The following is an 18465-nucleotide window of genomic DNA, read 5'->3' as shown; positions in this document are numbered from 1 at the left end:
CAGCAAAGACACTTAGCTTGAACGAAGAGAAAGCCGCGTCATTTAGGCGCAGTCGGTAACATGCCCTTATAGGGCTAGAGCAAACCACCCGCTATGCGGGTGGTTATGATTGTCTTATGTTTCCGTTTGTATTGAAAGAAGGTCCTCGGCGGATTTGGCTAAGAAAGTAGTATTTAATTAAAACGATGCTTGAGCAGTTAAAGGGTATTTCTCTAATGAGTATGTTAGCTGCTGTAGCATAATAAGATTTTTATTGAGAGTAGTAGTAGGATTAATTTTATATATTTCTTGGTTAAAATAAAAAATTTGTATTTATACCCGTCATCTTTCAAGTTGCCTCTTTGTTGGCTGCACTCGCTCACCCCGGTCACATAGTTATCTATGCTCCCGGGGATTCGCTCCCTTGCCGTCGCGATGCATCTTGAAATCCATAGGGTATATACATCTTTGAAATAGTTATTTTTAGTGAGGATTAAGGCCAGTTTGGTTAATGTTATTATTGTCCTGATTTAATAATATAATTAACCTAATTTTTGGATAATATCATTTTAAACTGAGGTTATCTTCTACAAAGATATTTAAAATAAGCGTTTTACAGTGATTGTTATCACAAAGTGAATATTTGTAAAATACTACTATGGAATTACATATTTCTGTTTGATATATTGTTAGTAACCAGTTAGTTTATTTGTCTATATGATTTGTGATGATTAAATTTTACTGGGAAATATTATTTACTTGATAGAGAGATAGTATTATTTCAATTAATAAAGAGAGATGATAGTTACTTTAAAATTTTATTTATAGAGATAAAAGGAAGGTAATATGGAATTTATTAAAAATAGGTTTTGTCACTGGAATGGTGAACATCTCGTTGTCGATACAATGGCTAGAAGTCATAAAATGGTTAACAGTATGGGAACGGGTGAGGGATTAGTTTCGTTTGATGGCTTTGGTGCTGATCTAATTCGTTTCAGCAAAGATGAAGGGATGCAGAATCATACTCACTTAGGGCATCATATCTTATTTGTGCTCGCAGGAACGGGTTATGTTATTTATGCGGGTGAAAAGCATGAAATAGAGCCTGGAGTTTGTTATTTTGTGAATGGACAAATAGATCACGCGATTAAAGCAACTAGCGATTTGGTCATGGTTGTTGTCGGTAATAATCATTGTGCGGTTGATTCGCAAGATAGGACGACGTTGGTGCCATATAGAGAGGGAACCCCAGAAGAATTAAAGGTTTAACTTGGGATAAATTGAATTAAACATGTGCTAGTGCTTGGTGAATTGCGAGAATGCCATGATATTCTGCCAGAGATAAAGTATCTAACATTATATTCATGAAGATAATTATAAATCAGGAGAAGTAATTGGAGTGATAAAAGGATGATATAAGATTTTTTCAATCAATATATATGAGCATCTCATGAAGGGGATCAGGTACTAGCCGATGAAACATTAGATTTACTGTAAATAAAATGGAGAAATATATTAGAGATAATATTCTATTGTAATGATAAAGGTGGAAATGACTATTGAAATTATTTTAATCTAATATTTAAATTGGAAAATAATTTCAATGGGTGGTGGTAATGAGTTTCCGGATGGAAATTAACTTAAATAACCTGAGTTCTGGTTAAGCCGTTACTAACATATCCATTTCTAAGCAGGAAATATTCAGTGACTTTGTTCTCTTTGTGACAATAAGCTATCTGTCCCTCTAACACATTTAACATTAATCCTTGCACACTACAGTGTCGTGAATGTTCTATCTGAGAAATATTGGGTATTCGTATTTGGGGATTGATGAACCAACTAAAGGATTCCTTTTCTCGATATTTATATCTCGTATTTAATGGTTGAGTAGTGTCAATCTTAGTGCTACTTTGAATAGCATTATGTGATTGGTGAAACATTGTTTCTCAGGCCATTACAAATGCCAACTATCAGTGAGTTTTTTGGCATCCTGATCCGGATGTACTACGACGACCATAATCCGCCTCATTTCCATGCTTACTACGGTGAACATGAGGCTATTATCTCAATTGAAACCTTGGAGGTCATGGAAGGCTCATTGCCCAAACGAGCAAAAGGCTATGGTCATCGAATGGGCGGTTGAGCACAGGCAGGATCTGCTGAATGACTGGCAACTGGCTGAGCAGCATCAGCCTCTCAACAAGATTGAACCGCTGGAGTGATTATCATGCGCAGAGTAACGAAAGTGGAAATAAAGCCAGAATACACCTTGGCGGTGACGTTCGATGATGGTACCTATGGAGAGGTGTGCATCGCGGATCGGTTGTTCGGACCCATGTTAGAGCCACTGAAAGAGCAGAAATTCTTTGCCCAAGCGCGTGTTGATGAGTGTGGCGCAGTGTGCTGGCCGAATGATGCTGATCTGGCACCCGACGCACTCTACAAAAAGCTCAAATCCCACTTAAGGGGTAATATATGATTGAACTGTTTGCATTGCTTGCGTTTGGATATTGGTAAAGGCGAGCGTTTTAGTCATTTTCTAGAAGGTTATTGATGGACTGACTAAAATACAATTTACGGATGAAAAATGGCGAGCATGGTTTAAGGGTGCTTTTTTTGCCTAAAATTCAATTAATTATTCCATTTTTGATTGAGTCAATTCAAATTCATTTTCAGTTTAATTTTTTAAACTACTGATTAATAAACTGGTTCTTAAGAAAAATCTTCTCTTTATGTTGACTACCAACGTACTTCTGAGGTGGGTAAGAATGTTATGTATTCTACACGGTCAAGTAAATCATAGGAGATCTGCATATTTGTCGGAATACGGAAATCAAGTAATGTATATAAGTCCTTACGACCAAACTGGTGCTTCATAATCATCTCAGGTGGATGCGACTTTTCAGGTTCTCCAAACTGTTCATGAACCCATTGACGAGACATCATCGAAATTAGGGGAGATGGCAACTCGTTGGAAAATTGATATGATGGCTTATCTCGATCAATTAAGGTAATTGTCACAACAAATAAAATCTTATTCTCTCTTTTAAATGCCAAATACACACTTTCTCTAACCATATTCAATGATACATAATCACAGCCTAAGTCACCTTTAAGCTTTGTTTTATAAGGAATTAACCCTTTACTATAAATTTCCTGATAAGTTCTACCTAAGTGATTAATTAACACTTCAATGTTAATCGTCATTATTTATATAACCTCTTTTCTCAACTAAGCCAATTAATTCATCTTCAATTTAACCTTTTAAGCTGTTGATTAATGAATTGGCTCTTAAGAAAAAACTCTTTTATTGACTACCAACGAACTTCTGAGGTGGGTAGAAAAGTCACTTCTTTAACGTGCTCTGATGAATCGTAATCAACTTGCATGTTAGTTGGTATACGAAAATCTAGTATCGTGTACAAGTCAACCCATCCAAACTCTTGCTTCATTATCACTTTTGGCTCTTTTGACTTTTCAGGCAATCCGAATTGTTCATGGATCCACTGACGTGACATATGTGAGATCAGTGGTGATGGTAACTCATTTGGAAATGTGTATGATGGTTTATCACTATCCAATAGGGTAAGTGTCACATCAAATAAAACTTTGTTCTTCTTTTTAAAAGCAAGATAAACACCTTCTTTAACCATATCTAGAGATATATACTCAGTTCCAGAATTTCCTGTTGGCTTGGTTTTATAAGGAATTAACCCTTCACTATAAATTTCCTGATAAGTTCTACCTAAGTGATTAATTAACGCTTCAATGTTAATCGTCATTATTTATATAACTCTTTTCTCAATTAAGCCAATTCATTTTCAGCTTAGCTTTGCAAGCTGTTGATTAATGAATTGGCTCTTAAGAAAAATCTTCTCTTTATATTAATTACCAACGTACTTCTGAGGTGGGTAAGAATGTCACTTTTTTGACACGCTCAGATAGATCGTAATCAATTTGCATACTGGTTGGTATCCGAAAATCCAACAGCGTATATAGTTCCGTCCAGCCAACATCTTTTGTGAGAAATTTTCTTGGTGGAAGGGATTTTTCCGGCTTACCAAACTGCTCGTGAACCCATTTCCTAGACATCAAGGGCTTCAAGGGAGAAGGTAATTCATTAGGGAATTGGTAGGAAGGTTTCTTCTGATCAAGCAGAAAAAGTTCTATAGCAAATAAAATTTTGCTATCTCTTTTAAAAGCTAAATGCATGCCCTCTTTAGCCATATTCAGAGCAATAAATGAAGCTCCAGGATATCCTATTGGCTTAGTTTTATAAGGAATTAACCCTTCATTAAAAATTTCCTGATGAGACCTACCCAAACTGTTTATTAATGCCTCTACATTGACTGTCATTTGTATAACCCTTTTTGCCTCCTGCTAGCTACCACCCTAGTTGATTCCGGTGGATAGTAGTTTAACACCTGAACCGACTGGAAATACCAAAATATTGTTATTCCTCTGTACCTTCATTCGATATTATTCTTGAAGTCAGCTTTTGTTTTTTAATTCCATCTTACATACTCTTTCATTCTTACAGAGTTTATTATAGTTATGACTGAACTCTGCTGGTTGCAGAGCTCAGTCCTTATAAGCCACTATTTTTTATTGATAATATTATGCGAATAATTCATTTGATAGTAATTTCACCTAAATATTAATCACTTACAATAAAAGCAATGAAATACTACAAAGAATATTTAACTCTAAAATCAATCTTTCTTTGAAAGATAGAGTTTCTTCGCATCTTCTAAACTCATAGAATTAGCTCCTCCTGAAAAATGTGGGTCTGCTGATTGAACAGGATCATCCTCCCAATTACATATCGGACATATTTCATATTCCCCTAAACGCTCAATTGTCCGTTTACCGCAACACGGACAAGTATTATATTCCATCATTGTCTGTTCCAATATTCTATTCCTCTTTCCGGTTTAAACATTGTCCTGGGAATACCATCTTTGCTCTTTGACGCAAATGTGTTTGAAAGTGGGTGATAAAAAATTTCATCACCGTTTGCTCTCTTTTTCCTTAAGGTTCCACTAGGAGGATTATTAACAAAGTCATGAGTAGCATCAACATATTCTTTAGAGTTTTTAAGCTCAGGAAATTCATGCTTATGTTTTTCCCAATGATTATATGCATTTGATACAGGTAGTAATTTCTTTGTTTCAGTCCAAATCTGAGTGTCTTTATTTTTACTCAAATACACATACACCGGCGGCATATTCGGGATGGGGAGTATCAGAATATAATCGCGAAAATCCTTCTCTTCCGGCATTGGCAACGATTCAATATCGCTGCCTACCTTATCCGGGATCGGCAATACGGTTATCTGCGATGGAATAAACGGCTGTTCCTCATTCCCGGTATGGGGTGGAACTTTGAATTCCTGTTCGTTTGGTGTCCATAAAATCGTCGGCCGGTATTCTCCCGGTTCCCAGAACTCATAATTACCGGTGACCGGAGTCCGTTTCATCATACGAACCGGCACTTTCTCCATACCGCTTTCCGGGCTGACGTGATAGCCCTGAACTGTCATCCTGCCGCTTTTTTCATCTCTGATCCAGCGAAAACGAACGCGAGTCGGTGCTTTACCGAACTGTTCAGCAATTTCACTAAGATGATATTGGTTTAAGTAAAGTACAACGTCGTTGGTTCTTACATTAATCGCATTTGCTGCCAGTCATTTGGTTATCTTGGATTGCTCATACTATTGAACTTGATCCCGCAAATACCCGGTCAAATTTCCCATTGTTCCAGCCATCGGATTTTTTCTCTTTTGTCATGCTAACAGCCATTTGATTCCATATTTTCTGACCGACAATGTTTTAAACGCTGACAAGGAAATCCGTGGCTGAAGATAGCGATCTTGAGAAAACAGAAGAACCCACTCCCCATAAGCGGGAAAAAGCCCGCAAAGAGGGGCAGATAGCCCGCTCCAGAGAGCTGAGTTCTATATTGATGTTGACCAGTGGTTTAAGTTTGCTCTGGATAAGTGGTCAGTCAATGACGCATGAATTGTCGTTGATGGTGTTTGAAGGGTTTAGCTTTGATCACAATGTAGTCAGCAATGATAAACAGATGGTTCAACAGATTGGCAGATTGCTCCAGCAAGCTGTTTTGGCTTTGTTGCCGGTTTTTGCCGGATTAGTGTTAGTAGCATTAAGTGCTCCGGCGCTATTGGGTGGATTAGTGTTCAGTACCAAATCCATCAAATTTGATCCGAAAAAATTGAATCCCATTTCTGGCCTGAAACGTATTTTTTCAATGAATGCGTTGGCGGAATTATTCAAAGCACTACTTAAAGCAGGATTTGTCGGTATTGGCGCCGCTTTGTTCCTTTGGATGAACTGGCCTGCCATGTTGCGGCTCATAGCTCAACCGCCATTGTTGGCGCTGGATGATGCTATGCAAATGCTGATATTCGCCGGTTATGTGGTGGTTTTCATGTTGATACCGATGGTGGCTTTCGATGTTGTTTACCAGATATACAGCCATTTGAAAAAACTGAGAATGACCCGGCAGGAAATAAAGGATGAATTTAAAGAACAAGAGGGGGACCCACATGTTAAAGCGCGTATCCGTCAGCAACAACGGGCGGCTGCCCGTCAGCGTATGATGGCGGATGTACCTAAAGCGGATGTCATTGTCACCAACCCGACTCACTATGCTGTTGCGCTGAAATATGATGAAAAAGCGATGGGTGCGCCGAAAGTATTGGCGAAAGGGGCGGGGATTATTGCATTACGGATTAAAGAAATAGGTACAGAAAATCGCATTCCATTACTTGAGGTGCCGCCACTTACCAGGGCGCTTTATCGCCATAGTGAAGTTGGCGGGCAAATCCCCGCGACGCTTTATGCAGCCGTCGCGGAAGTTCTGGCTTGGGTCTACCAATTGAAACGTTGGAAACGGGAAGGCGGCTTGAAGCCGAAGAAACCTGAAAATCTGCCAGTGCCGCCAGCACTGGATTTTGCTGGAGAAAATAATCGTCATGGCTAATCTGGCCTCTATACTTCGTTTACCGGGCAATATGAAAGGCTCGCAGTGGCAAATGCTTGCCGGGCCGGTATTGATCCTCTTGATTTTGTCGATGATGGTATTGCCATTGCCGCCATTCATGCTTGATTTGCTGTTTACGTTTAACATAGCGCTATCAATCATGGTGTTGCTGGTGGCGATGTTTACCCGGCGTACGCTAGATTTTGCCGCATTTCCGACCATCTTGCTGTTCTCCACGTTATTGCGCTTATCTCTTAATGTAGCTTCAACCCGTATCATTTTATTGGAAGGGCATACGGGTTCTGCGGCAGCGGGGCACGTTGTAGAGGCATTTGGCCATTTTCTGGTTGGTGGCAACTTTGCTATCGGTATTGTGGTATTTATCATCTTGGTATTGATTAACTTTATGGTCATTACTAAAGGTGCAGGGCGGATTGCCGAAGTGGGCGCCCGTTTTGTGTTGGATGGCATGCCAGGTAAACAGATGGCAATTGATGCCGATTTAAATGCCGGATTAATTGGTGAAGAAGAAGCGAAGAAACGCCGTGCTGAAGTGACACAAGAATCGGATTTTTATGGTTCGATGGATGGCGCCAGTAAGTTTGTGCGCGGCGACGCGATTGCGGGATTGATGATCTTAGTTATCAACGTCGTTGGCGGCTTAATTGTTGGTGTGGCCCAACATGGTATGAGTTTGGGGGATGCGGGAGAAGCGTATACCCTGTTAACCATTGGTGATGGTTTGGTTGCACAGTTACCTGCTCTCATTATTTCTACTGCGGCGGGTGTTATTGTTACCCGTGTAGCAACGGATCAGGACGTTGGTCAGCAGATGGTAACTCAACTGTTCAACAATCCCAGAGTGATGATGTTGAGCGCGGGTGTTCTCGGATTGTTGGGCATGGTTCCGGGAATGCCCAATTTTGTTTTCCTGTTATTTACCGCGGCATTAGCTGGTCTTGGCTGGTATCTGTATCGCCGTACTGATGCGCCGGCAATAAATACAGAAAAACCAAAAATAGAAGAGCAGCAACAGACATCAGAAGCTTCATGGTCCGATGTTCAGCTTGAAGATCCTTTGGGTATGGAAGTGGGATATCGCCTGATCCCGATGGTTGATTTTCGCCAGAATGGTGAGTTATTGGGTAGAATCAGCGGCATTCGTAAGAAATTTGCCCAAGAGATGGGATACTTACCGCCAGTTGTTCATATCCGGGATAACCTTGAACTGGCCCCAGCGGGCTACCGTATTCTGATGAAAGGGGTAGAAATTGGTCGTGGTGAAGCGCATCCGGGGCGCTGGCTGGCGATTAATCCCGGTGGCACCGTGGGGGAATTGCCAGGTGATATCACGAAAGATCCCGCTTTTGGCCTGTCTGCGGTTTGGATTGATGATAGCCTCAGAGAGCAAGCTCAGGTTCAGGGGTACACGGTGGTTGCCGCCAGTACGGTGGTTGCGACCCATATGAATCATCTGTTGACGCAATATGCCAATGAACTGTTTGGTCGTCAGGAAGCCCAGCAACTGTTTGAGCGAGTCAGCCAAGAGATGCCTAAACTGACCGAGGACTTTATTCCTGATGTTGTTAATCTGACAACCTTGCACAAGGTGCTTCAAAATCTGTTGTCCGAACAAGTGCCGATTCGAGACATGCGGACAATTATTGAAACCTTGGCTGAACATGCGCCTGGACAAACTGATCCTTATGAATTGACATCTTTGGTTAGAATTGCGCTTGGTCGGGCAATTGCTCAACAGTGGTTCCCCGGAGCGCAGGAAATTCAGGTCATCGGATTGGATGCGGGCCTTGAGCGCTTGTTAATTCAGGCGTTACAAAATGGCGGTGGTTTGGAACCCGGATTGGCGGATAACTTGCAACGGCAGGCAACGGAAGCACTACAACGTCAGGAAATGTTGGGCGCGCCTCCGGTACTGTTGGTTAATCATGCATTACGCCCGCTGTTATCGCGTTTCTTGCGTAGGGCTTTGCCTCAATTAGTGGTTTTATCTAATCTTGAAATCAGTGATAACCGTCAGATTCGTATGACCGCGACCATTGGTGGTAACGGATAGCGGTATCAATAGCATTTTTTTACAAGTATCACCGAAGTGATTTCTATTCACTTCGGTTTTTTCATTATTAAATAATAATTGCTAATGTACTTATAGGTTAGTAATAATAATCTAATATCAAAAAATAAGTGAATTATTTTTAAGTTAATTTAGATTCTTAAAAAATAAATTTTATATTTAATATTTGTGCGCTCATATAATAAGTGAACTTTTTTATGTGAAAATAATTCATTGGGTGTTTTGTGCCTAAATGTATTACGTGAACGATTATTAAGTTTATTCATGACGAATATTATGTCCGTGGCTGATATTAAAAAATTCTCGAAATAGATTAAAAATAGATCAAGTCATACTGAGTGAGAATAATAAATAACGGGTTAAACAGTCAAATGCTGAATAAAAGAGTGATAAAGGAAAGATAAAAAATAATACACAAAATTGGGTGACGAAAAAAGAAAATTCAGTAATATCTGATTCCCTACACAATTCAAAAGGATGAGAGTTAAATATGTATAAAAATATGTTAAATCCCGTAACATTAAGAAAAACAGAAAACGGACCTCAACTAAAAGGAAATGAGGACACATATGACACATCAATATTAAAGGGCAGTCCTGTAGGACGAAGGGATATTGGGAATTATGCACCACTACCCGCTCAAGCAGAAGTTTTTCAAACAGTTGTTGACGAAAAAATAGCAAACTTCAAAACAAAGGGAAATCCAATATCAATCGTTGTCTGGCGCAATAGCCAGACGGGGCTTACTCACATCATGGATGGTCAGCATCGGTTTATTGCTGCATGCATACTTGGAGTGTCTGTTAAATTAACGTGGAAAAAATTCGGCATACCACCCAATCGGATAGACTGGAGTGGTACGAAATTCTCAGATGGAATACCAGCTAAAACTAAGATATTTGGGAAATAATCGATTAAGTTAATTTAATGTGTATTAGGTGCGACTCGTACTGATACAGAACCTTGAAAAATTGAGAGTTGCCGGTTTTTGTATAGATTTGAAATCTTAAACAAAACGCCAGGTAACTCTCATGTTCCATACTATCAACCCTATTATCAGATATAAAGCTGGCTGACGAATGCTTAGTTTTCTATTCTATTAAATCTGAAATTCCATATTAGAAATTTATATTTTGCATATTGTTAATTTTTTATTATTCGTTAATAAATCTCTTAATTTAAATGAATTGTCCGTCTGGTTTAATATTGTGAAAAATTAAAGAGATAATTGACATGGCTATTAACAATTTTTTTGCATATATTAACCATCTCCCTTTAACATTTTATCGGTTCTCCCCAGTAATGAATTATTTAATGTGGATAATTATAATTCTAGTGTTATTTAAGTGTACGCGATATTCTCTTAATTATTAAAGTAAAATTTTTATTATTTAGCAATGAAATAGCTTGGTGTAAATATGTAACATTTATAAGTGTCATTGATTATTATATTTTTCATAATAAAATTCTTGGTTGATTGATTTAAATCTAATAAAATGAATGGTTATTGCGGCACTAGTCGAATGTTATTTAAATAATATCTTTTTATATGAGATTTCTAAAAAAAAGCAATTAAATTTTCATCAAATAACTGGCAAAAACTCGCTTTTCTATAATGCTTAAATATAGCTGGTTGTGTCATACGAAAAACGAATAGCGTAGTCAAGTTAAATATTAGATAAGAATCATCGGGAGCGAGTCTTCCGAGGGCAGTATCAACTATCAACTATAACACATTAACCAAGGTCTGACTTTATTAATAGGGGGAACATTATGTCCACCGAACCGCCGCTACATCAAGAAGATATTGTCGTGATACATGTTGCCACACCCGATGATTTGGCGAAGTTTGCTGATCAATCACTCTTCTGGCATGAAGAAACCTATGAACAGATGAAAATTGCGGAAGTGTTGTTTACGCCAGCCGGAGAGATTCCACCTGGCTTGGGAATTAAATATGTCGCCACGCCCGGTGATTTGGTGAGGTTTGTCGATGAAGAAGGTTACTGGAGTGAGGAAACCTACGAGCAGATAGAATTTGTAAGGGTGTTGTTTATACCCGCAGAAAAAATACGCGGTGTGGGGATTAAACATGTTGCCACACCCGATGATTTGGCGAAGTTTGCCGATAAAGAATTCTTCTGGAGTAAGAAAGACTACGAACAGCTAAAAGCCGCAGAGGTGCTGTTTGTACCCAGAGAAGGAATGCCCGTTTAGGGGCTAAACATATCACCATGCCCGACGATTCGGTAAAGTTTACCGATAAAGCGGTCAATTAGAATAAAGAGAAGTATCAAGAGAGGGATAAAGCCAGAATATTGTTTATCCCGAAAATAAAAGAATAGAACGGCGTGTAATAACATCAACTTATCTGTCATTCTGAATTGGAGGTATTAATGGCTAACAGCAAGACATCTATTACATCCAGCGAGAATAATCCGTTGGATAAAGAGGAAGTCAAATCCTGGTTTAAATTATATTCCCTGCCGAAAAGTGAAAATTATGCTCAATTGGTGCAAATAGCGGCGGAAGGGCGGCGTTTGGCCGGGCTGGATGCTGATCAGGCCGATAATAATCCAGGAGCAGGATTGAACCGGGATCTGGATGAAGTGAATTTACTCTTAGTGAATCCCGGAGAAGGGGTGCATATCGGGGAAGACCGTGAAATTGCTGTCAATATTGATAAGAGCAGCGGCTTACAGTTCATTAATGGCGAATTGGGATTACGCCCCGACTTTAAATTGTCGCTGGCATTGTTTGAGAGTTTTACAGAGGAACAAAAAAGGGAGCTTTACCGTTGGCTGATTCATGCTGAGGAGATGGCAGCAAGTAAGGCGCAGTTGCCCGCGTTTGATTTGCCGACCAACGGTAACAATAAAAACCTTGGCGCTGTTGTCAGTGTCAGCGGCGATGGGAAAACTATCGCGCTTAGTGGGGCAGAGGCTAAGGAACCTGTATATCTATTTTCTTATACCGATAATGGTTGGCGGCAGCAATTCGCTGATTACGTTAGTGGTTATGGCGGCAGAGCGCTAAGTCTGAATCGAAACGGTAATATTCTCGCGGTGGGTATTGATAACCGAAACAGTGATGGCGGGCATGGTTCAGTGTTCGTTTATCACAGATTGGCAAATGGTGTGTGGGAGAAATCGGCCAAAATTTGGCTTAGTGAGGCGAACGTTCAGCAGCATTTCGGTTGCGCTGTGAGTTTGAGCGCTGATGGCACACTATTAGCGGTAGGTTCTTATGGCTGGAGATCGGGTTTATTGACTAACTGCGGCGCAGCGTATCTTTATCAGTATGACGGAAAGAAATGGTCACAGCTTGGTGAGCGTCTGACCTTAGCTTCTCCGGCACAGGGCGATATGTTTGGCGGCAAACTAAGTTTGAGTGCGGATGGTTCAACCTTGGCAGTGGCGGCAACGGGGCGTAATGGTAATGGTGAAGTGACGATATTTCATCGTCATGGGGAATACTGGCAGCCGCAACTGCCGCTCAATCCGTTGACTTCGCCTTTAACCATCAGCAAAGACGACTTTGGCGCTAGTCTCAGCCTGAGCGATAGCGGCAATATTCTGGCGGTGGGGTGTCCGGGAGAGAAGAACAATATTGGTGCGGTCTATCTGTACCAGCGTCACAGTAATGTATGGCAAGTTATGGGGATACTGAGAGAAGCGGTGAGTGCCGGGGAAAGGTTTGGCAGCGAACTCTCTTTGAGTAGTGACGGCCAGATACTGGTGGTGTCAACACCTGTTGGTAAAAATGACACAGGTGTGCAAACCGGGGCGGTGTGGTGGTTTAGCTATCAGAATGAACAGTGGATTATGCAGGGCAGGTTACTGGAGCTAGATGGGGAATCAAACCATAAATTTGGCGCCGGTGTTTGTTTTAGCGGTGACGCCAATACATTGGCGATTGGCGCCAGTGGCTGGAAAAGTGGCGAAGGGAAAGTTTACCTTTACGACTAGCTAAATGAGGAAAAGACGATGGCGAAAGAGATAACAGATGAAACGGTCAGTCAGCTTGGTACCCACTTCGCCCCTGGCAAGATCCCGACTGAGGCTGCATTTTATTCACTGATTGATTGGGCCACGTTGTGGCGACAGCTTTTTGGTTGGCAGGATGGTGATCAAGCTTATCATCCGGGGGTCGGATTGCAGATTATCGATAACCGTTTGGCGGTTAAGACTGGCAATGGCATCGCGGTGGAACCGGGAGGGCTTGCGTTAAGGCTACAGCCCAATGGGGGATTGATGTTGGATAAATCTGGGGCGTTGTCGGTGGATGGTACTGTAGCGGTTTCAGCACAAGCTTTTAAATTGCTTCCTGAGGAGACGAGGGAACAAATTGCCAAGTTGTTATTGAATGCTGAGACAGAAAGCAGAAAACAGCGAACAGAAAACAGATGACGGTGACTGCCTAATACGGCTTTTGAGGACATATTATGACTGATAAAGAAATGAGTTCTGTTGACTCATTGAAAGCGAGTTTTAAGTCTGGTGTTCCGCCCATGCCTGAAGCATTTTCCCATTTGATTGATGAGGCATATAAGGCATATGAAATCATTGATGGTGATAAGCGGGATGGCCCGACCGCAGGGCTGGAACGAGATGACAAAGGAAAACTGGCCCTCAACACTCACCATTCTGGCGGGTTAAACCTTGATCAGAGAACTTTGGCGCTGTCACTGAAGCCAGAAGGTGGACTCTCTTTTGATGGAGGAAAGCGTCTGAAATTGGATGCCGATCGGCAGGTTCAGTTTGCGGATTTCTTCAGTTTATCGCGGTGGGAGCGGATGGAGATCGCACAGTTGTTGGGTTTGAAACGCAGTACCAACACCAAGATGACGCGTATTGTTGCTCCTTCCCCTAAAGAGAATGAACGCTTTGGCACTTCTGTTAGCTTGAACGCGGCGGGAGATTGCTTAGTGGTTGGGATGGAGAAAGTGCTCTATTTGTATATGTGCCGGAAGGATGAGTGGTGGAATACAAGCACGCCCATTGTGTTTGAGGCTTATGGCGATAAATATCGCAGTGCTTCATGGAGTGTCGGTCTGGATGCGGAGGGAGATAACCTGGCAGTAGGATACTTAAGAGAAACCGATGTTTATAAAATGGATGCTTGTGTGTATATGCGCACGAATGGCGTCTGGGATACAAAAAATCCCATTGTGTTTCCAATCCAGCGTTCTTATAGCGGCTATGATGTAAATGTCAGCTTGAGCGCAGTAGGAGACTGTCTGGTGGTGGGGGGAGACAGATCTCAGCTCTATGTGTATACACGCACGAATGGGATCTGGGACAGAGAAAGCCCCATTAAGCTTTATTTTTCGGATTATGGTAACGAGGTTGCCATGATTTGTCTGAGTGCTTCGGGAAACTGTCTGGCGGTGCATGGTACCAATATTAATTATCCTTCTCCTGCAATAAACATGGTTTGTGTGTATACACGCACGAATGGGACTTGGGATGAAAGCTACATTAGGTTCAATCCCCCTGAAGATAGCTCACCCGGTTTTGGCAAGGTTTTTAGCCTGAATGCAGAGGGAGATCGTCTGGCGGTGGGGGCGGATGATGACTCACCCATTATTAATGGGAAGGTTTATCTGTATACGCGTACGAATGGGATCTGGGATACACAAAATCCCATTAAATTTTCGGCTCCTGCAAGTGGCGTAACGTATTTTGGCTGCACTATCAAACTGAATGATGCGGGAGACCGTCTGGCAGTGGGGGCGGCTTCCCGAGTGTATGTGTATACCTATCTGAATGGTAAATGGAATATGGAAACACCTATCGAGATTTTGGACCCTTCAGGCAATTTAGACAATGTAAATGGTTTTGGTAAGGCTGTCAGTTTGAATAAGTTAGGAACGAGTTTGGCGGTTGGTGCGGTTTTAACCAAGGTCGGTTCCGCGCCTGAAGCCGGTGCAGTCTATATCTTTGATAATGTCAAATGAAGACAGAGGACAGAAAACGGAGAACAGAGAACAGAGAACAGAGAACAGGTGACGGTGACTGTCTAATACGGCTTTTGAGGACATATTATGACTGATAAAGAAATTAGTACTGTTGACTCATTGAAAGCGAGTTTTAAGTCTGGTGTTCGGCTCATGCCGGAAGCCTTTTCTCATGTGATTGATGAGGCATATAAGGCATATGAAATCATTGATGGCGTTCAGGGTGATGGCCCGACCGCAGGACTGAAACGAGATAGCAAAGGAAAGCTGGCCCTCAACACTCACCATTCTGGCGGGTTGAACGCTAATCAAGGCGCTTTGGCGCTATCACTGAAACCAGAAGGGGGACTCTCTTTTGATGGGGGAGGGTATCTGAAATTGGCTGCCGATCGGCAGATTCAGTTTGCGGATTTTTTCAGTTTATCGCGGCAGGAGCGGATGGAGATCGCGCAGTTATTGGGTTTAAAACGCACCATAGTGACGCGTATTGTTTCTCCCTCTCCCGAAAAGTATGAGTCCTTGGGTTATTCTGTTAGCCTGAATGAGGCGGGAGACTGCTTAGCGGTTGGGATGATTAATAAAGTCTATGTATATATGCGCCGGAATCGTGGTGAGTTGAGTACAAGCACGCCTATTGTGATTGAGTCTTTTCAAAGTGATTATGTTAGCTCTTCATGGAATGTCAGTCTGAATGCGGCGGGAGATTGCCTGGCGTTGGCAAGTAGTAGGCCTTATGATTTCGAAAAGCGGGTTGGTGTACATATGCGCACAAATGGCGTCTGGGATGCGAGAAAGGCCGTTTGGTTTCCGGCTCCGAGCAGCAATCAAATCTTTGGCTCGAATATTAGCGTGAGCGCAGCGGGAGACTGCTTGGTAGCTGGAGGCGAAGCCACTACGGTTCATATGTTTACACGCACGAACGGGATCTGGGATAGAGAAAATCCTATTAAGTTTCCGATCCCTTCGAATGCTATTCGGTTTGGCGATGCTGCCCGCCTGAGTGCTGCGGGAAACTGTCTGGCGGTGTTTGGAGAAGATTTTTCTTCTGCAAGAGGAACGATTTATGTGTATACACGCACGAATGGGATCTGGGATAGAGAAAACCCCATTGAGTTCAAGGCCCCTAAAGGTAACCTAGACGGTTTTAGTAAGGTTTTTAGCCTGAATGCAGAGGGAGATCGTCTGGTGGTGTGGGCGGATGATGATTCACCCATTATTAATGGGAAGGTTTATCTGTATACGCGTACGAATGGGATCTGGGATACAGAAAATCCTATTAAGTTTCAGTCCCCTGCAAGTGACGTATCGTATTTTGGCCGTTCTCTCGACCTGAATGATGCGGGAGATCGCCTGGTAGTGGGTGCGGCTTCCAGGGTGTATGTATATACCTGTCTGAATGATAAGTGGAATATGGAAACACCTATGGAGATTTTGGACCCTTCAGGCAATCTAGGCAATCTAGGCAATTTAGATACTTTTGGTGGATCTGTCAGCTTGAATAAGGCGGGGACGATTTTGGCAGTTGGTGCAGAGTCAGAGAGTGTAGATTCTCAACTCCAAGCCGGTGCAGTTTATGTTTTTGAGGATGTCAAATAGAGGACAGAGGGCAGAGAACACAGAGGACGGATGGCAGTGACTGTTTAATACGGCTTTTGAGGAAATGTGATGACTGATAAAGAAATTAGTACTGTTGACTCATTGAAAGCGAGTTTTAAGTCTGGTGTTCGGCTTATGCCGGAAGCATTTTCCCACTTGATTGATGAGGCATATAAGGCATATGAAATCATTGATGGCGCTCAGGGTGATGGCCCAACCGCAGGGCTGAAACGAGATGACAAAGGAAAACTGGCCCTCAACACTTACCATTCTGGCGGGTTGAATTCTAATCAGGGCGCTTTGGCGCTATCACTGAAACCAGAAGGGGGACTCTCTTTTGATGGGGGAGGGTATCTGAAATTGGATGCTGCTCGGCAGATTCAGTTTGCGGATTTTTTCAGTTTATCGCGGCGCGCGCGGATGGAGATCACGCAGGTGTTGGGTTTGAAACGCACTATGATAACGCGTATTGTTTCTACCCCTCCTAAGAAGAATGAATCCTTTGGCGGGTCTGTTAGCATGAATGCTGCGGGAGACTGCTTAGCGGTTGGGATGGGTAATAAAGTCTGTGTATATACGCGCCGGAAGAGTGGTGAGTGGAGTACAAGCACGCCTATTGTGCTTGAGCCTATTCATAATGAATATTATAGCTCTTTGTTTAATGTCAGTCTGGATGCAGCGGGAGATTGCCTGGCGTTGGGAAGTAGAGCGCCCGCTGATGGCGGAAAGATGGTTGGTGTATATACGCGCACAAATGGCGTCTGGGATGTAAGAAAGCCCGTTTGGTTTCCGGCTCCGGGCGCCAGTGAATTATTTGGTGTGAATGTCAGTTTGAACGCAGCAGGAGACTGTCTGGTGGCAGGGGGCATATACCACTCTACGTTCCATATGTTTATACGCACGAACGGGAGCTGGGATAGAGAAAATCCCATTAAGTTTCCGGTCCCTTCGAATTCTTATGAGTTTGGCTGGATTGCTCGCCTGAGTGCTGCGGGAAACTGTCTGGCGGTGCATTACCACGATAGTTACGAGCTAAGAGGCATGATTTATGTGTATACACGCACGAATGGGATCTGGGATAGTGAAAACCCCATTAAGTTCGAGGCCCCTGAAGATAGCTCACGTGGTCTTAGCAGGGCTTTTAGCCTAAATGCAGAGGGAGATCGTCTGGCGGTGGGGGCGGATGATAATTTGAAGGTTTATCTGTATACGCGCACAAATGGGATCTGGGATAAAGAAAATCCCATTAGGTTTTCGGCTCCTAGCGGCGTAACGTATTTTGGCAGCGCTATCGAACTGAATGGTGTGGGAAATCGTCTGGTAGTGTGGGCGGCTTCCAGTGTGTATGTGTATACCTATCTGAATAATAAGTGGAATATGGAAACACCTATCGAGATTTTGGACCCTTCAGGTCCTCCAGACTATTTCAAGGGTCTTGGTAAGGTTGCCTGCCTGAATAAGGCGGGGACAAGTTTTGCTGTTGGTGCAGTAGTAGAGAGTGTCGATTCTCAGCCTAACGCCGGTGCAGTTTATGTTTTTGAGAATGTTACATGATGGCTATAATCACTAAGCTGGATATTATCTTCTACCCTTGGCATTTCATCCACATTAAATTAATTCAATTGTTCTTTCTTGTAAGATTATTGGCGGCACACAACAGAATATGAGTATCTAACAATTAGTTCGCTTTTCACCTTAAAACATGGAAAATAAGCTTTAGATAAAATCTAAGAAAAATTAATTAAACATGACAGGGACATATTGTAAAAGGACGTGGTGTTATCATTTCGGATAATTTTATATTGTATTTAATTTGGTGGTAATTATGATTTTG

The 18465-nt window shown here is 42.2% G+C and carries 16 protein-coding genes and 2 pseudogenes; 12 read left to right on the top strand and 6 right to left on the bottom strand.

Annotation, left to right across the window (positions count from 1 at the left end; translation table 11 throughout):
• Nucleotides 1-825 precede the first annotated feature (825 nt).
• Nucleotides 826-1248, top strand: coding sequence for a cupin domain-containing protein (locus ACGF5R_RS12585; protein ID WP_112879201.1), 423 nt, complete (start codon nt 826-828; stop codon nt 1246-1248).
• Nucleotides 1249-1619: 371 nt separating this feature from the next.
• Here ACGF5R_RS12585 and ACGF5R_RS12580 read toward each other — a convergent pair.
• Nucleotides 1620-1811 (bottom strand): annotated as a pseudogene (locus ACGF5R_RS12580) (hypothetical protein); the annotation flags it as partial.
• A gap of 107 nt (nt 1812-1918) precedes the next feature.
• On the opposite strand from ACGF5R_RS12580, the gene ACGF5R_RS12575 reads away from it, so the two are divergent.
• Both ACGF5R_RS12575 and ACGF5R_RS12570 read left to right on the top strand, forming a co-directional pair.
• Nucleotides 1919-2122 carry a DUF4160 domain-containing protein gene (locus tag ACGF5R_RS12575; protein ID WP_205068666.1) on the top strand — a complete coding sequence of 68 codons (204 nt, stop codon included), beginning with the start codon at nt 1919-1921 and terminating at the stop codon, nt 2120-2122.
• An 84-nt stretch (nt 2123-2206) separates the two neighbouring features.
• Nucleotides 2207-2458: a DUF2442 domain-containing protein gene (locus ACGF5R_RS12570; RefSeq protein ID WP_112879200.1), complete on the top strand. Its 252-nt coding sequence runs from the start codon at nt 2207-2209 to the stop codon at nt 2456-2458.
• A gap of 260 nt (nt 2459-2718) precedes the next feature.
• Here ACGF5R_RS12570 and ACGF5R_RS12565 read toward each other — a convergent pair whose 3' ends face one another.
• From ACGF5R_RS12565 to ACGF5R_RS12545, 5 genes and pseudogenes are all read right to left on the bottom strand, one after another.
• Nucleotides 2719-3186 carry a DUF6392 family protein gene (locus ACGF5R_RS12565; protein WP_112879199.1) on the bottom strand — a complete coding sequence of 156 codons (468 nt, stop codon included), beginning with the start codon at nt 3184-3186 and terminating at the stop codon, nt 2719-2721.
• A 107-nt stretch (nt 3187-3293) separates the two neighbouring features.
• Complete coding sequence (locus ACGF5R_RS12560) at nt 3294-3761, bottom strand: DUF6392 family protein (RefSeq protein WP_262980562.1); 468 nt, start codon at nt 3759-3761, stop codon at nt 3294-3296.
• Nucleotides 3762-3867: 106 nt separating this feature from the next.
• Nucleotides 3868-4335, bottom strand: coding sequence for a DUF6392 family protein (locus ACGF5R_RS12555; RefSeq protein WP_262980561.1), 468 nt, complete (start codon nt 4333-4335; stop codon nt 3868-3870).
• Between the two features lie 356 nt (nt 4336-4691).
• Nucleotides 4692-4880 (bottom strand): CPCC family cysteine-rich protein, encoded by a 189-nt coding sequence (locus ACGF5R_RS12550; protein ID WP_262980560.1) that lies wholly within the window; start codon nt 4878-4880, stop codon nt 4692-4694.
• Nucleotides 4877-5617, bottom strand: a pseudogene (locus ACGF5R_RS12545) (S-type pyocin domain-containing protein); the annotation flags it as partial. The pseudogene ACGF5R_RS12545 and the gene ACGF5R_RS12550, both read right to left, overlap by 4 nt.
• A 215-nt stretch (nt 5618-5832) precedes the next feature.
• Between ACGF5R_RS12545 and flhB the strand changes: the two are divergent.
• From flhB to ACGF5R_RS12500, 9 genes are all read left to right on the top strand, one after another.
• Nucleotides 5833-6984: a flagellar biosynthesis protein FlhB gene (flhB, locus tag ACGF5R_RS12540; protein WP_387691122.1), complete on the top strand. Its 1152-nt coding sequence runs from the start codon at nt 5833-5835 to the stop codon at nt 6982-6984.
• Nucleotides 6977-9058, top strand: a complete 2082-nt coding sequence (flhA, locus tag ACGF5R_RS12535) for a flagellar biosynthesis protein FlhA (protein ID WP_387691120.1) — start codon at nt 6977-6979, stop codon at nt 9056-9058. The genes flhB and flhA overlap by 8 nt, the downstream gene beginning before the upstream one ends.
• Nucleotides 9059-9566: 508 nt before the next feature.
• Complete coding sequence (locus ACGF5R_RS12530; RefSeq protein WP_387691118.1) at nt 9567-9986, top strand: hypothetical protein; 420 nt, start codon at nt 9567-9569, stop codon at nt 9984-9986.
• Between the two features lie 863 nt (nt 9987-10849).
• Nucleotides 10850-11293: a hypothetical protein gene (locus ACGF5R_RS12525; RefSeq protein WP_112879191.1), complete on the top strand. Its 444-nt coding sequence runs from the start codon at nt 10850-10852 to the stop codon at nt 11291-11293.
• A 179-nt stretch (nt 11294-11472) separates the two neighbouring features.
• Nucleotides 11473-13044, top strand: coding sequence for a hypothetical protein (locus tag ACGF5R_RS12520; protein ID WP_387691116.1), 1572 nt, complete (start codon nt 11473-11475; stop codon nt 13042-13044).
• A gap of 18 nt (nt 13045-13062) precedes the next feature.
• A complete protein-coding gene (locus tag ACGF5R_RS12515; protein ID WP_387691114.1) occupies nt 13063-13485 on the top strand; it encodes a hypothetical protein in 423 nt (140 codons plus the stop codon).
• A gap of 35 nt (nt 13486-13520) precedes the next feature.
• Complete coding sequence (locus tag ACGF5R_RS12510) at nt 13521-15035, top strand: hypothetical protein (RefSeq protein ID WP_387691112.1); 1515 nt, start codon at nt 13521-13523, stop codon at nt 15033-15035.
• An 84-nt stretch (nt 15036-15119) separates the two neighbouring features.
• Complete coding sequence (locus tag ACGF5R_RS12505; RefSeq protein ID WP_387691127.1) at nt 15120-16631, top strand: hypothetical protein; 1512 nt, start codon at nt 15120-15122, stop codon at nt 16629-16631.
• 66 nt (nt 16632-16697) lie between these two features.
• Nucleotides 16698-18185: a hypothetical protein gene (locus ACGF5R_RS12500; protein WP_387691110.1), complete on the top strand. Its 1488-nt coding sequence runs from the start codon at nt 16698-16700 to the stop codon at nt 18183-18185.
• Nucleotides 18186-18465: the final 280 nt, after the last annotated feature.

Source organism: Photorhabdus sp. RM71S, from assembly GCF_042879355.1.
Lineage (GTDB): Bacteria > Pseudomonadota > Gammaproteobacteria > Enterobacterales > Enterobacteriaceae > Photorhabdus > Photorhabdus kayaii.
Note: the sequence above shows the minus strand (reverse complement) of the source record. Positions and strands in the feature narration are given on the sequence as shown.

Excerpts from the sequence above, each read along its gene's own strand:
- flhA (WP_387691120.1), top strand. The coding sequence starts at position 6,977 with ATGGCTAATCTGGCCTCTATACTTCGTTTACCGGGCAATATGAAAGGC.
- ACGF5R_RS12510 (WP_387691112.1), top strand. The coding sequence starts at position 13,521 with ATGACTGATAAAGAAATGAGTTCTGTTGACTCATTGAAAGCGAGTTTT.
- ACGF5R_RS12560 (WP_262980562.1), bottom strand. The coding sequence starts at position 3,761 with ATGACGATTAACATTGAAGCGTTAATTAATCACTTAGGTAGAACTTAT.
- ACGF5R_RS12515 (WP_387691114.1), top strand. The coding sequence starts at position 13,063 with ATGGCGAAAGAGATAACAGATGAAACGGTCAGTCAGCTTGGTACCCAC.
- ACGF5R_RS12520 (WP_387691116.1), top strand. The coding sequence starts at position 11,473 with ATGGCTAACAGCAAGACATCTATTACATCCAGCGAGAATAATCCGTTG.
- ACGF5R_RS12565 (WP_112879199.1), bottom strand. The coding sequence starts at position 3,186 with ATGACGATTAACATTGAAGTGTTAATTAATCACTTAGGTAGAACTTAT.
- ACGF5R_RS12585 (WP_112879201.1), top strand. The coding sequence starts at position 826 with ATGGAATTTATTAAAAATAGGTTTTGTCACTGGAATGGTGAACATCTC.
- ACGF5R_RS12570 (WP_112879200.1), top strand. The coding sequence starts at position 2,207 with ATGCGCAGAGTAACGAAAGTGGAAATAAAGCCAGAATACACCTTGGCG.
- ACGF5R_RS12525 (WP_112879191.1), top strand. The coding sequence starts at position 10,850 with ATGTCCACCGAACCGCCGCTACATCAAGAAGATATTGTCGTGATACAT.
- ACGF5R_RS12555 (WP_262980561.1), bottom strand. The coding sequence starts at position 4,335 with ATGACAGTCAATGTAGAGGCATTAATAAACAGTTTGGGTAGGTCTCAT.
- ACGF5R_RS12550 (WP_262980560.1), bottom strand. The coding sequence starts at position 4,880 with ATGATGGAATATAATACTTGTCCGTGTTGCGGTAAACGGACAATTGAG.
- ACGF5R_RS12530 (WP_387691118.1), top strand. The coding sequence starts at position 9,567 with ATGTATAAAAATATGTTAAATCCCGTAACATTAAGAAAAACAGAAAAC.